The following is a 13,537-nucleotide window of genomic DNA, read 5'->3' on the forward strand; positions in this document are numbered from 1 at the left end:
GGCGGGGGGGTCGCCGACCCTGACCCGCGGGGTCCCCGCCGGCGGGGGGCGGTGGGGGGCGGGGGGCGCTGGCCCCCGCCCCCGTGGGGGGCCCCCGCCCCCACCCCCCTTTCCCTCAGGAGACCCCGTCATGCCCGGAATATCCAGGAAAGTCACCGCCGCTCTGGCCATGTCCGCCTCCCTCGCCCTCTTCGCCACCGCCTGTACCGGCTCGCCGGAGAGCGGGGCCTCGGACGATCCCAGCGCCGAGCAGACCATCACCTTCTGGCACGGCTGGAGCGCGCCCGGCGAGGTGAAGGCGATCGAGGACAACATCGCCCGGTTCGAGGAGGCGTACCCGAACATCACGGTGGAGGTCGTCGGCAACATCAATGACGACAAGCTCAACCAGGCGCTGCGCGCGGGCGGTTCGAACGGACCGGACGTGGTGTCGTCGTTCACCACCGCCAACATCGGCAAGTTCTGTTCCTCGGGCGCCTTCCTCGACCTGGCGCCGTTCATCGAGAAGTCCGGGCTGGATCTGGACGCGCTCATCCCCGAGCCGATGCTGGACTACACCCAGTTCGAGGGCACCCGCTGCGCGCTGCCGCTGCTCGGCGACGCCTACGGCCTCTACTACAACAAGGACGCCTTCGAGGCGGCCGGTATCGACGCCCCGCCGAAGACCTGGTCGGAGTTCACCGAGGTCGCCGAGAAGCTCACCCGGGCCGAGGGCGACAGCTACCAGCAGCTCGGCTTCATGCCGACCTACCACGGCTACGAGACGGTCGTCGACCACTACATGTCGCAGTGGGACCACACCTACTTCGACGACGCGGGCAAGTCCAACATCGCCAAGGACCCGGCCTTCGCGGAGATGTTCACGTACCAGAAGGAGCTGGTGGACGCGCTGGGCGGGTTCGCGAAGCTGGAGAAGTACCGCAACACCTTCGGTGACGAGTGGGGCGCCGAGCACCCCTTCCACACCGGTCAGGTGGCGATGCAGCTCGACGGCGAGTGGCGGCTGGGCATGGCGAAGGACGCGGGCGTGGACTTCGAGATCGGCACCGCGCCGATGCCGGTCGCGGACGACGAGGTCGACGAGTACGGCAAGGGCTTCCTGTCGGGCACGATCATGGGCATCGCCCCGCAGAGCGAGAAGCAGAACGCCGCGTGGGAGCTGGTGAAGTACATGACCACCGACACCGACGCCGTGGTCGCCTTCTCCAACGCGATCCGCAACGTTCCTTCCACCTTCGAGGCCCTGAAGTCCCCGGACCTCAAGCACGACCCCGCGTTCACGACCTTCCTGGACATCGCGCAGCACCCCGAGTCCAACACCCCGCCGGCCTCCGTCAACGGCTCGACGTACCAGACGACCCTCCAGGACTTCGGCTACCAGTACGAGTCGGGCAAGGTGACGGACCTGAAGGCCGGGCTGGAGAAGACCGCGCAGCAGATCGACACCGACATCGAGCAGGCGAAGTAGCGGTCGATGGCCACCCACACCCCCACGCTCCGCGCGAAGCGCCGCTCGTCGGCGCTTCGGACGGTGGCCTTCCTGTCACCGTGGCTGATCGGGTTCACGGTCTTCTTCGCCTACCCGCTGCTGTCCACCGTGTACTTCTCCTTCATGAGGTACGACGGGTTCGGCGTCCCGGAGTTCCGGGGCCTGGACAACTGGACGTATGTCTTCCAGAGCTATCCGATGTTCTGGCCGGCCCTGCGCAATACCCTGTGGCTGGTCCTGGTCATGGTGACCTGCCGGGTGGTGTTCGGGCTCGGCGTCGGGCTGCTCATCACCAAGATCAGGACGGGCACGGGGGTCTTCCGCACCCTGTTCTATCTGCCCTACCTCGCCCCGCCCGTGGCGGCGACGCTGGCCTTCGTGTTCCTGCTCAACCCCGGCACCGGCCCGGTCAACTCCGTACTGGAGGGGCTGGGCCTGCCGGCCCCCGGCTGGTTCACGGACGCCGACTGGTCCAAGCCCGCGCTGACCGCGCTGGCACTGTGGGGCGTCGGCGACCTCATGGTCATCTTCATGGCGGCGCTGCTGGACGTGCCCAGGGAGCAGTACGAGGCGGCGGAGCTGGACGGGGCCTCCGCCTGGCAGCGGTTCCGGTTCGTCACCCTTCCCAACATTTCACCGATCGTGCTGTTCGCGGTGGTCACCGGCGTGATCCAGACCATGCAGTACTACACCCAGCCACTGGTGGCCGGAAAGGTCTCCTCCGGCATCATCGGCGGCTCCGGCCAGCAGTTCGAGCCGGGCTATCCGGAGAAATCCACCCTGACCCTCCCCCAGCTGGTCTACAACCTCGGCTTCCAGCGCTTCGACTACGGCGCCGCCTGTGTGGTCGCCCTGGTGCTGTTCGCGCTGTCCATGGCGTTCACGGCGCTGCTGATGCGCCGCAGGGGCGGACTGATCTCGGCAGGTGAGCGATGACCCAGGTACTTCAGCGGCCCGCGCGGACGGACGACCCGCCCTCCCCCGCACGGCGCACGGCCCGCCGCCGGGCGGTCCTGGAGTGGATCGGCGTGCACGCGCTCGGTGTGGCCGCCGCGCTCTTCTTCGTCCTGCCGTTCGTGTTCGTCGTCCTCACCTCGCTGATGAACGACCAGCAGGCGCTGACCCGCGATCTGGTGCCGGACACCTGGGAGTGGGACAACTACACCAAGGTCCTCGACACGCCCGGCTTTCTGACCTGGTGGCGCAACACGCTGCTGTACGCCGGACTGGGAACACTCCTGACAGTCGTGTCCTCCGTTCCGGTGGCCTACGCGCTCGCCAAGTTCCGCTTCCGCGGCCGGCACCTGACCCTGATGCTGGTCATCTCCATGATGATGCTGCCGCCGCAGGTCGTCATCATCCCGATGTATCTGTTCTGGGCGAAGCAACTGGATCTGTCGGGCACCCTGTGGCCGCTGATCATCCCCATGGCGTTCGGCGACGCGTTCGCGATCTTCCTGCTGCGGCAGTTCCTCACCACCATCCCCGACGAATACCTCGACGCGGCCCGGGTGGACGGCTGCGGCGAGCTGCGCACCCTGCTCAAGGTCGTGCTGCCGATGGCCAGGCCGGGCATCGCGGCGGTGGCCCTCTTCCAGTTCTTCTACGCCTGGAACGACTACTTCGGACCGCAGATCTACGCCTCGGAGAACCCCGGGGCCTGGACCCTGTCCTACGGTCTGGAGTCCTTCAAGGGCGCGCACCACACCGACTGGAACCTCACCATGGCCGCGACCGTCCTGGTCATGGCCCCCGTGATCCTCGTGTTCTTCTTCGCGCAGAAGGCGTTCGTCGAGGGCGTCACACTCACCGGAGTGAAGGGTTAGCACCACATGAAACTCACCGTGGTCGGCGGAGGCTCGACCTACACACCCGAACTCATCGACGGATTCGCGCGGTTGAGGGACACCCTGCCGGTCGAGGAACTGGTGCTGGTCGACCCGGCGCCCGAGCGGCTGGACCTGGTGGGCGCACTGGCCCGGCGGATCTTCGCCAAGCAGGGCCACCCCGGGCGGATCGTGACCACCGACGACCTGGACGCGGGTGTGGCGGGCGCCGACGCGGTGCTGCTGCAACTGCGGGTCGGCGGCCAGACGGCCCGCGAGCAGGACGAGACGTGGCCGCTGGAGTGCGGCTGCGTCGGCCAGGAGACCACCGGCGCGGGCGGCCTCGCCAAGGCGCTGCGCACCGTACCGGTGGTGCTCGACATCGCCGAGCGGGTCCGCCGCGCCAGCCCGGACGCCTGGATCATCGATTTCACCAACCCGGTCGGCATCGTCACCCGCGCCCTCCTCCAGGAGGGGCACAAGGCGATCGGGCTGTGCAATGTGGCGATCGGCTTCCAGCGGAGGTTCGCGCGGCTGCTCGGTGTGTCCCCGGCCGAGGTCCATCTGGACCATGTGGGCCTGAACCATCTCACCTGGGAGACCGGGGTGCGCCTGGGCGGCCCCGAGGGCGCGGACGTCCTGCCGTCGCTGCTGGCCGAACACGCCGAGAGCATCGCCGCCGACCTGCGGCTGCCGCGCACGGTCGTGGAACGGCTCGGCGTCGTCCCGTCGTACTACCTGCGCTACTACTACGCCCACGACGAGGTGGTCGAGGAGCTGCGCACCAAGCCCTCGCGGGCCGCCGAGGTCGCGGAGATGGAACGGGAACTGCTCAAGATGTACGCCGACCCCGAACTGGACGAGAAACCGGAGCTGCTGGCCAAGCGCGGCGGCGCCTACTACTCGGAGGCGGCCGTGGATCTCGCGGCGGCCCTGCTCGGCGGCGCGGGCGGCAGCCCCTACCAGGTGGTCAACGCCCGTAACAACGGCACCCTGCCGTTCCTGCCGGACGACGCGGTGATCGAGGTCCAGGCGGCCGTCGGCCCCAAGGGCGCCGCCCCGCTGCCGGTGGCGGCCGTGGACCCGCTGTACGCGGGGCTGATCGCGAGCGTCACCGCCTACGAGGATCTCGCGCTCACCGCCGCCCTGAGCGGTGGCCGGGAGCGGGTCTTCAAGGCCCTGCTGGCGCACCCGCTGATCGGCCAGCACGCGTATGCCGACGCGCTCACCGACCGGCTGATCGCGCACAACCGGGAGCACCTCGCGTGGGCATGAGCACCCTGGTCCTCGCCGTCGACGCGGGGAACAGCAAGACCGACGTCGCGGTCGTGACGGAGCACGGCGAGCTGCTCTCCACGGCCCGCGGCGGCGGGTTCCAGCCACAGACGACGGGCGTGGCGGCGGCCGTGGACACCCTGGCGGAGGCGGTCGACCGTGCCCTCGCCGTGGCCGGGGTGGCCCAGGTGGACCACATCGCGGCCTGTCTCGCCAACGCCGACTTCCCGGTGGAGGAGGAACGCCTCGGCGTGGCGATCCGCTCACGCGGCTGGGGCGGCACGGTCGAGGTGCTCAACGACACCTTCGCGATCCTGCGGGCCGGGGTCACCGAGCCGCGCGGCGTCGCCGTGGTCTGCGGCGCCGGCATCAACTGCGTCGGCATGCTGCCGGACGGCCGTACCGCCCGCTTCCCCGCGATCGGCCGGATCTCCGGCGACTGGGGCGGCGGCTGGGGACTCGCCGAGGACGCCCTGTACCACGCGGCCCGCGCGGAGGACGGCCGGGGCGGCCCCACCGACCTGATGCGCACCCTGCCCGCGCACTTCGGGCTGCCCTCCATGTCCGCCCTGATCGAGGCGCTGCACTTCGAGCACATCGCCCCGCACCGCCGCCACGAGCTGACCCCGGTCCTGTTCCGCACGGCCGCGACGGGCGACCCGGTGGCCCGCTCCCTCATCGACCGCCTCGCCGAGGAAGTGGCAACGTTGGCAACAGTCGCCCTGACCCGTCTGGACCTGCTGGAAGAGGCCGCACCGGTGGTCCTCGGCGGCAGCGTCCTGGCCGCCCGTCACGGACAACTCGACACGGGCATCCGGGACCTGCTGGCCGAGCGGGCCCCCAAGGCGGTCGCGAAGGTGGTCACCGCGAGCCCCGTCCTGGGCGCCGCCCTGCTCGGCCTCGACGGGGTGGCGGCGGGGGCACAGGCACAGGAACGGCTCAGGGAGCGGTTCTAGCGACGGGCCGGCGGGCGGGGTGCGCCCTGCCCCCGGCTGGATGTGACCGGCGGGCCCGCCCTGCCGGCCCGCCGCGGCGGGCGGGCCCGCCGTTCCGACGGGACGCGACCGCACCCTGCGAACCCGTGGTCCTGGCGGGGCGCGAATGAACCCGACGGCTCATCAGATCACACCCATTCATCCCTCTTTGGGGTGGCACGGGCTCACGCGGCGGCACCCCCTCTCCACCGCGCCCCGCACCTCCCCGGCCCCCGCCCCCGCGCCACGGGAACCGAACCGATTCCACCGGCGTATTCATGGGGAGGGAGCACTGCGAAAAGCAAGATCCAGTGAAGGCCGATGCGAATGTCGGCCCCGGGAGCGATACTTGCGGCGACGGATGACCATGGGGGAGGTCGGGCAGTGACACAACCGCCCAGGAGCAGCACCGCACCACCGGGCCCGAGCAGCGGAAACGGCACGGGCACTCCCACCATGCCCGCGATCCCGCCCCAGCCCGGCACCGCCCCGTCCGGTGCCGCCCCGGCGGTCCCGCCGCCACCGGCGCCGCCCCGGCGCACCGCGTTCGCCGAGGGCTTCGACCAGGTGCGTGCCGCGGCCACCACCGAGCCCGGCCGGCTGCGCGTGATCGGCGCCGTCCTCGCCCTGCTCGTCGTCGCGTTCGGCGCCGTCACCGCCTGGCAGACCTCCGAGCGCTCCTCGGCCGCCGACGACGTCCTGCACACCAGCCAGCCCCTCAGCTCCGCCGCCGCCGACATCTACCGCGCGCTGGCGGGCGCCAACACCGCCGCCTCCAGCGGCTTCCTGGCGGGCGGCCAGGAGACGGAGGAATCGCGCACCCAGTACGAGCAGGACATCCGTACCGCCGCCGAGGGCCTGGTCCGCGCCGCCAACAGCTCCGACCCGGGCTCCGAGTCGGCGCAGAAGATCACCGAACTCAACCGGCTGCTCCCGGAGTACAAGGGCCTCATCGAGCGCGCCCGCGCCAACAACCGCCAGGGCTACCCGCTGGGCGGCGCCTATCTGCGCTACGCGAACGACAAGATGCAGACCGAGATGCTCCCCGCGGCCGAGGAGCTGTACACCACGGAGAAGGACCGGCTGGACGACGACTACGCGGACGCCACGCCCTACCCGTGGGTGGCGATCGTGCTCGGCCTCGCCGCCCTCGGCGCCCTGGGCTGGGCCCAGCACCGCACGTACCGGCGCACCAACCGGGTCCTCAACCACGGTCTGGTCGCCGCGTCCGGCGCCACCGTCGTGGTGCTGCTGTGGCTGGTCGTCGGCCACAGCGTGGCCCGCGCGGGGCTGAACGACTCCTACGAGCACGGCGTCCGCTCGCTCAACGTGCTGCATGACGCCCAGATCGCCGCCCTGAAGGCCCGCGGCAACGAGAACCTCACCCTGGTCAACCGCGGCGCCGAGACCGTCGAGGTCGACGGCGAGTTCCAGGACAAGTTCGACGTGGAGTTCCAGGAGTCGATGGCGAAGCTCGCCGAGGGCCTGGACGCCGCGCGAGGTCTCGCCGACGATCCCTCCGGCGAGCAGCCGGTGACGGCCGCCACGGCGAACATGGAGGAGTGGCAGGTCCGGCACGCGGAGGCCCGCGCGGCCGACGACGAGGGCGACTACCAGGAGGCGCTGGACCGGATCATCGGCGACGCCCCCGAGGACGAGGCGACCGGCGAGTGCTTCGACGCCGTCGACCAGAGTCTGGCGGACGCGCTGGTCCATGAGGAGCAGGAGTTCGAGACGGCGGCGAGCGGCGGCCTCGACGCGATGACCGGGCTGCCGGTGGGCGCGGCGGTGCTGGCCGTGCTCGGCGCGGCGGGCGCGGTCGCGGGCATCGGCCGCAGGCTTTCGGAGTACCGGTGAAAGGGGGCGTGGTGAAAGGGGGCGTGACGATGCACATACGTCGGGTGCGGGCCAGTCTGAGGGGCTGGGGCGGCGTGGGCGCCATGGCGATCGTCTGTGCCCTGGCCGCGCTGCTGACGCTGCTGCTGCCGACCGCCTCGCGCGGCGGTGACGGCAGTACGGGCATCGGCGGCTCCGGCGTCGCCGACGCCTCCCAGGTGCAGGCCCGGGACAAGGCCGAGGCGTGCACGGACCCGCAGGACCAGAGCCTGGCCCCGGACACCGTCGACGGCGCCTCCGTCGAGGCGATCAAGGAGCGCGGCTATCTCCTGGTCGGCGTCGACCAGAACAGCTACGGCTGGGGATACCGCGACCCCAACAGCCAGGAGGACGACGTGGAGCTGGAAGGCTTCGACATCGACCTCGCGCGCCGCATCGCGCAGGAACTCCTGGGCTCCCCGGACGACATCCGCTTCAAGGCGATCCCCACCAACCAGCGCATCCCGGCGATCCAGAGCGGCCAGGTCGACATGGTGGTCCGCACGATGACGATCAGCTGCTCCCGGCTGGAGGAGGTCTCCTTCTCCGCGCCCTACTTCCTGACCGGCCAGCAGGTCCTCGCACCGGTCACCTCCGGGATCAGCGGGTACGACGACAGCCTCGCCGACCAGCGGATCTGCTCGGCGTCGGGTTCGACGGCGTACGAGCGGCTGGAGGCCGACCAGAAGGCGGGCGACCTCGCCGGGGGCGCGGACATCACCACGACCGTGCCCAACCAGCTCGACTGCCTGGTGCGGCTCCAGCTCGGCGAGGTGGACGCGGTGGTGACCGACGGCGCGCTCGCCGCGAGCCAGGCCGCGCAGGACCCGACGGTCATGCTCAAGGGGGAGCGCTTCACCACCGAGTACTACGGCGTGGCCATGAAGAAGGGCGCGGACGACCTGGTGCGCCGGGTCAACCAGATACTGGAGGACTACCGCCAGGACGGCGGCTGGGAGGATTCGTACAACCGCTGGCTGTCGGACACCATGGGCACCACCTCGGAGTCGGCGACCCCGCCGGTGCCCGCCTACCGCTGACCACCGCGGACGGCGGACAACAGACGGCAGACACACGACGGACAGACGACAGATGACAGAGATGGCACGCGACGGCAGCGAGAGGTGATCGATGGGCGGCACGGGATCCACCGGGCCGGTGATGGACCGGGACGAGGTGGACCGTGCGCTCGCGCGGCTCGACGCGGAGCACGAGGCGATCGAGACCTCGCTGCTCGCCCTCCAGGACCACGCCGGCCGCAGACTCCTGGAAGGCGCCCAGCTCACCGGCACCACCAAGGAGCGCTGGCAGACCGCCGAGGCGTCGATCACCCTGCTGTGGGCGTATTTCGACGCCTATGCGGCCGCGTTGCGCAGCGCGCGCGAGACCCGCGCCCGGCGCCGCTGGTCCTCCCGCGAGGACCTGATGGAGCTGACGGACCTGCTGCGCGGCGAGTCGGTGGCGATGGCCGGCAGCGCCGCGACGGCCGTCAACGCGCCCACGCTGCACGGCGCCGGCCGGCTCAGCCACAGCTTCTCGCTGGCGACGCTGGTGGACCGGATGAACGAGCTGTACGCGTCCTCCCTGGACATGGTGGTCGCCGCCGACTCGGTGTGGTCGGCGCTGCCCGCGCGGATCGATCTGCTGGCCGCCGAACTCCAGCGCACCCGCAAGCTCGCGCACTCCGTGGGCGTGCGCCCCGGCGAGCACCCGGCGGGTGACGACCTGGAGCGCATCACGCGCACGCTGTCCGCGCTGCGCGAGCAGGTGATCTCCGATCCGCTGGCGTTCTGGCTGCCCGCGCAGGGCAGTTCGGCGCCCGGCGGCGGCCGGCCCGACACGGCGGTCTACGACCGTGAGGCACGCGCGCTGGAGGAGGTCCGCCGGGAGATCGACGCCGTGCTCGGGGTGCGGCAGGACGCCGAGCAGCGGCTGATCCGGCTGCGGGACGTGCTCAGCCGCGCGGACCGTACGCTCGCCGAGGCGCGCACCGCGCGCGGGGAGGTGCTGGCGAAGATCGCGGCGACGGAGGTGCCGGTGGTGAGCGGCCCGCCGACGGTGTTGCAGGAGCAGCTGGCGACGGCGGCCGAGTACCGCAGACACGCGCAGTGGCACCGGCTGTCGCCGCTGCTGGAGTCGCTGGAGAGCAAGGCGGAGGACGAGTTGCTGCGCGCCCGCGAGTCGCTGACGGCGGTCACCGCGCCGCTGGCGGTCCGCGCGGAGCTGCGCGGCCGGCTCGACGCGTACAAGGCGAAGGTGGCCCGGCACGGCCTGGCGGAGGACCCGATGCTGGTGGAGCGGTACGACGCCGCCCGGCGGATGCTGTGGAGCGCGCCCTGCGATCTGCGGGTCGCCGGGGAGGCGGTGCTGCGCTACCAGCGGGCGGCGGCCGAACTGCTGAGCGGGCCGTACATGCCCGAGGACCACAGGCGGTAGGGGGAGGCGTCATGAGTGAGGGACAGGGAACCTGCCAGCGGCCGGGCTGCGAGGGCGCGTACGAGGATGTGGGCGGCGGTGAGCTGTACTGCGACACATGCGGCCTCGCGCCGGTCGTGTCGCCCGACGGCATGGTGAGTTCGCCGCCCACCGGGATCACCGGCGGCCGGGGCTCGACGGGCGGCAACCGGTCCCGCCCCAGCGCGCGCGCCAGTTCCCGCACGTCGTCACAGTCGTCGCGGTCGTCGCAGTCGGCCAAGTCGCGGCGCTCGGTGTCGGGCCGGCTGTCGCGCTCGGTGTCGGGGCGGGTGACGGGCCGCTCGGTGTCGGTGCGCAGTTCGGGTTCGGCGGCCGGTTCGGTGTCCCGGGCGCGGCTGGGCGCCGGTCTGGTGCAGGTGCCGCCGATCCCGCGCCCGGATCCGCGCGTGATGGTGCTGGACAACCCGGAGGTGCCCGAGCGCAAGCGGTTCTGCTCGCGCTCGGACTGCGGGGTGGCGGTGGGCCGGTCGCGCGGCGAGCGGGTGGGACGCACGGAGGGTTTCTGCACCAAGTGCGGGCATCCGTACTCCTTCGTCCCGAAGCTGAAGACCGGCGATGTGGTGCACGGCCAGTACGAGGTGGTGGGCTGCCTCGCGCACGGCGGGCTGGGCTGGATCTATCTCGCCGTGGACCGCGCGGTCTCCGACCGGTGGGTGGTGCTCAAGGGCCTGCTGGACACCGGGGACCAGGACGCGATGGCCGCCGCGATCTCCGAGCGGCGCTTCCTCGCCGAGATCGAGCACGCCAACATCGTGCGGATCTACAACTTCGTGGAGCACCTCGACCAGCGCACGGGCTCGCTGGACGGGTACATCGTCATGGAGTACGTCGGCGGCAAGTCGCTCAAGGAGATCGCCAACGACCGCCGTACACCGGAGGGCCGGCGCGATCCGCTGCCGGTGGAGCAGGCGTGCGCGTACGGCATCGAGGCGCTGGAGGCGCTGGGCCATCTGCACAGCCGCAACCTCCTGTACTGCGACTTCAAGGTCGACAACGCCATCCAGACCGAGGACGAGCTGAAGCTGATCGACATGGGCGCGGTGCGCCGCCTGGACGACGACGAGTCCGCGATCTACGGCACGGTCGGCTATCAGGCCCCCGAGGTTGCCGAGACCGGCCCGTCGGTGGCGTCCGACCTGTACACCGTGGGCCGTACGCTCGCCGTCCTGGCATTCGACTTCGCGGGCTATACGAGTGTGTTCGTGGACTCGCTGCCCGACCCGGACCGTATCGAGGTGTTCCAGCGGTACGAGTCGTTCTACCGGCTGCTCGTGCGCTCCACCGACCCCGATCCGATCCGCCGGTTCGCCTCCGCGCAGGAGATGACCGAGCAGCTGACCGGGGTGCTGCGCGAGGTCGTGTCGCTGCAGACGGGCCGGGCGCGTCCCGCGCTGTCGACCCTGTTCGGGCCGGAACTGCGCGTACCGGACACGGAGCTGTTCGCCGAGCTGGAGGGGGAGGTCTCCCGGCTGGGGGCGCGGGAGATCGTGGGGCGGGGGGCGGCTCGGGTGCCGCGGGTGTCGCCTTCGACGGGTACGGCGGGGGCGCCGGGTACGTCGCTGGGTACGGCGTCGTCGCCGGGGGCGTTGTCTGCGGTGCCGGGGGCGGCTCTGCCCGCCGGGGCCTCGTCCTCCGGGACCTCGTTCACGGGGGCCCTGTCCGCCGGGGCGTCCGTGTCGTCGTCGGGGTCGGTGTCGGCCGCGCCGGCGTCCGTGATCGGCGTCGCGGCCGGCGTGCTGCCTCCGGCCGCTCCCCGGCTGGTGCGGTCCATGGACAGCTCGGCGGCGGCGCTGGCGCTGCCTGTGCCGCGTGTGGATCCCGGGGATCCCAACGCCGGTTTCCTGGCCGGTCTGATGGCGTCCGCGCCGGGTGAGCTGATCGCCGCGCTCAACGCGGCGCCCGCGCCCTCCCCCGAGACCCGGCTGCGGCAGATCCGGGCCTGGCTGGAGAACGGCGATCCGGGCACCGCGCTGGACGCGCTCGTCCGGCTGGAGGCGGAGCGGCCCGACGACTGGCGGGTGGTCTGGTACCGGGGCGTGGCCGCGCTGGTCACCGGCGACTTCGAGGGCGCGGCGCTGGCCTTCGACGCGATCTACGACGCCTTCCCCGGCGAGACCGCGCCCAAGCTGGCCCTCGGCCTGTGCGCGGAGGTGCTCGGGCAGCTGGACAACGCCGCCGAGTACTACCGGCTGGTGTGGACGACCGACCCGAGCTTCGTCAGCGCCGCGTTCGGTCTGGCGCGGGTGCAGCTCGCGAGCGGGGACCGGGCGGGTGCCGTACGCACGCTCGAATCGGTGCCGGAGGCGTCCATCCACTACACGGCCGCGCGCGTGGCGGCCGTCAGGGCACGGCTGCGGCACCGCACGGCCACCGGCTCCGACGTGCCGTTCCTGGACGATCTGAGCGCGGCGGCGGGCCAGGTCGAGGCGCTGAACGCGTACGGTCTGGACGCCACCCGCAGAGAGCGGCTGGCGACCGAGGTGCTGGGCGCGGCGCTGGACTGGATAGTCTCCGGTGGCCGGGATTCCGTCCCTTCCGCCGCCGGAGGACGGACGTTGCTCGGCAACGGGCTGGACGAGCGGGGGTTGCGCTTCGGCCTGGAGCGCGCGTACCGCACGCTGGCCCGGCTGGCGCCGGGCGGCGAGGAAAGGATCGACCTGGTGGAACGTGCCAACCGTTACCGCCCCCGGACGTGGGTGTAGTTGATGTCCCAGATGCCCCCGCAGATGCCCCCGCAGGCCGCTGTGTCCCATTGCCCGAGCTGCGCGGAACCGCTGGATTCGGGTGACCGTTTCTGCGGTGCGTGCGGTTACGACCTGTCCGCCGTGCCACTGCGGCCGGACGAGAACCCGACGCTGAGGCTGAACGGGCCTGTGCCGGGGGGTGGATCGCCGTCGGTGCCGTCGGCGGGTTCGCCCCGCGCGGGTTCGCCGTCGGCGGGATCGCCGTCGGTTCCTCCTGGTGAGCCGCCTTCGCCGCCCGCGCCGCCGGGTGCGCTGCCGTTGAACGGCGGGGCGCCTCGGCCGCCCGCCGGGACACCGGGCTGGCCGGCCGCCGCGCCGGACGCGTCCGGCAGCCAGGCGGCCCATCTGCCGACGGATCTGCCGGGGACGGATTCGGGGGGGATGCCGTTGTCGGGACAGGGGCATGGGCACGGGCGTGGGCCAGGGTATGGGCCCATGTCTCAGGGGCCTGTGCGGCAGGGGCCCGTATCGCATGGGCCGGTGTCGCAAGGGCACGTCTCGCACGGGCCCGCGTCGCAGGGTCCCCCGGTGCCGGGTGGGCCGCCCGGTGTGCCGCCGCTGGGTGCCGTACCGCCGCAGGGCCCGCGCCCGGCTCCGGGCGCCCAGCCCGCACCCGGCGCACCCGCACCCGCCACCCCCGCTTCGGCCCCCGCGCCCGCCTCCGGTGTCCGTTTCGACCACCGCGCGGGCCGGACCGAGCCGGAGGCACCTCCCGCGCACGCCACCGCCTCGGCCTCCGCCGCCGCCTCCTTCTCCGAGCCCGACGAGTACCCCCTCCAGGCGCCGGACCCCCGGGTCGCGGAGCAGCCCGGGGCCGAGCAGCCGGGGGGGTCCGTCGGGACGGCCGGTGCGGCCCTGTGTGTGGCCTGCCGGGCGGGG

At 72.2% G+C, this 13,537-nt stretch carries 9 protein-coding genes and 1 pseudogene; all 10 read left to right on the forward strand.

Annotation, left to right across the window (positions count from 1 at the left end; all coding sequences use genetic code 11):
- The first annotated feature begins 130 nt into the window (after nucleotides 1-130).
- Nucleotides 131-1,468, forward strand: coding sequence for an ABC transporter substrate-binding protein (locus tag ACFRFC_RS02250; RefSeq protein ID WP_382682042.1), 1,338 nt, complete (start codon nucleotides 131-133; stop codon nucleotides 1,466-1,468).
- A gap of 6 nt (nucleotides 1,469-1,474) precedes the next feature.
- A complete protein-coding gene (locus ACFRFC_RS02255) occupies nucleotides 1,475-2,425 on the forward strand; it encodes a carbohydrate ABC transporter permease (RefSeq protein WP_382682039.1) in 951 nt (316 codons plus the stop codon).
- Nucleotides 2,422-3,315: a carbohydrate ABC transporter permease gene (locus tag ACFRFC_RS02260; protein WP_382682037.1), complete on the forward strand. Its 894-nt coding sequence runs from the start codon at nucleotides 2,422-2,424 to the stop codon at nucleotides 3,313-3,315. Before ACFRFC_RS02255 ends, ACFRFC_RS02260 begins: the two co-directional genes overlap by 4 nt.
- 6 nt (nucleotides 3,316-3,321) lie before the next feature.
- Nucleotides 3,322-4,590 (forward strand): 6-phospho-beta-glucosidase, encoded by a 1,269-nt coding sequence (locus ACFRFC_RS02265; protein ID WP_382682034.1) that lies wholly within the window; start codon nucleotides 3,322-3,324, stop codon nucleotides 4,588-4,590.
- Nucleotides 4,587-5,546 carry an N-acetylglucosamine kinase gene (locus tag ACFRFC_RS02270; protein ID WP_382682032.1) on the forward strand — a complete coding sequence of 320 codons (960 nt, stop codon included), beginning with the start codon at nucleotides 4,587-4,589 and terminating at the stop codon, nucleotides 5,544-5,546. The genes ACFRFC_RS02265 and ACFRFC_RS02270 overlap by 4 nt, the downstream gene beginning before the upstream one ends.
- 402 nt (nucleotides 5,547-5,948) lie before the next feature.
- Nucleotides 5,949-7,421, forward strand: a complete 1,473-nt coding sequence (locus ACFRFC_RS02275) for a hypothetical protein (protein ID WP_382682030.1) — start codon at nucleotides 5,949-5,951, stop codon at nucleotides 7,419-7,421.
- Between the two features lie 29 nt (nucleotides 7,422-7,450).
- Nucleotides 7,451-8,479: a glutamate ABC transporter substrate-binding protein gene (locus ACFRFC_RS02280; RefSeq protein WP_382682027.1), complete on the forward strand. Its 1,029-nt coding sequence runs from the start codon at nucleotides 7,451-7,453 to the stop codon at nucleotides 8,477-8,479.
- Nucleotides 8,480-8,570: 91 nt separating this feature from the next.
- Entirely contained in the window at nucleotides 8,571-9,875 is a 1,305-nt protein-coding gene (locus ACFRFC_RS02285) for a hypothetical protein (protein ID WP_382682024.1), read from the forward strand.
- Nucleotides 9,876-9,886: 11 nt separating this feature from the next.
- Complete coding sequence (locus tag ACFRFC_RS02290; RefSeq protein ID WP_382682022.1) at nucleotides 9,887-12,616, forward strand: tetratricopeptide repeat protein; 2,730 nt, start codon at nucleotides 9,887-9,889, stop codon at nucleotides 12,614-12,616.
- Between the two features lie 570 nt (nucleotides 12,617-13,186).
- Nucleotides 13,187-13,537 (forward strand): annotated as a pseudogene (locus ACFRFC_RS02295) (serine/threonine-protein phosphatase); the annotation flags it as partial.

Source organism: Streptomyces sp. NPDC056734 (genome assembly GCF_042790455.1).
GTDB lineage: Bacteria > Actinomycetota > Actinomycetes > Streptomycetales > Streptomycetaceae > Streptomyces.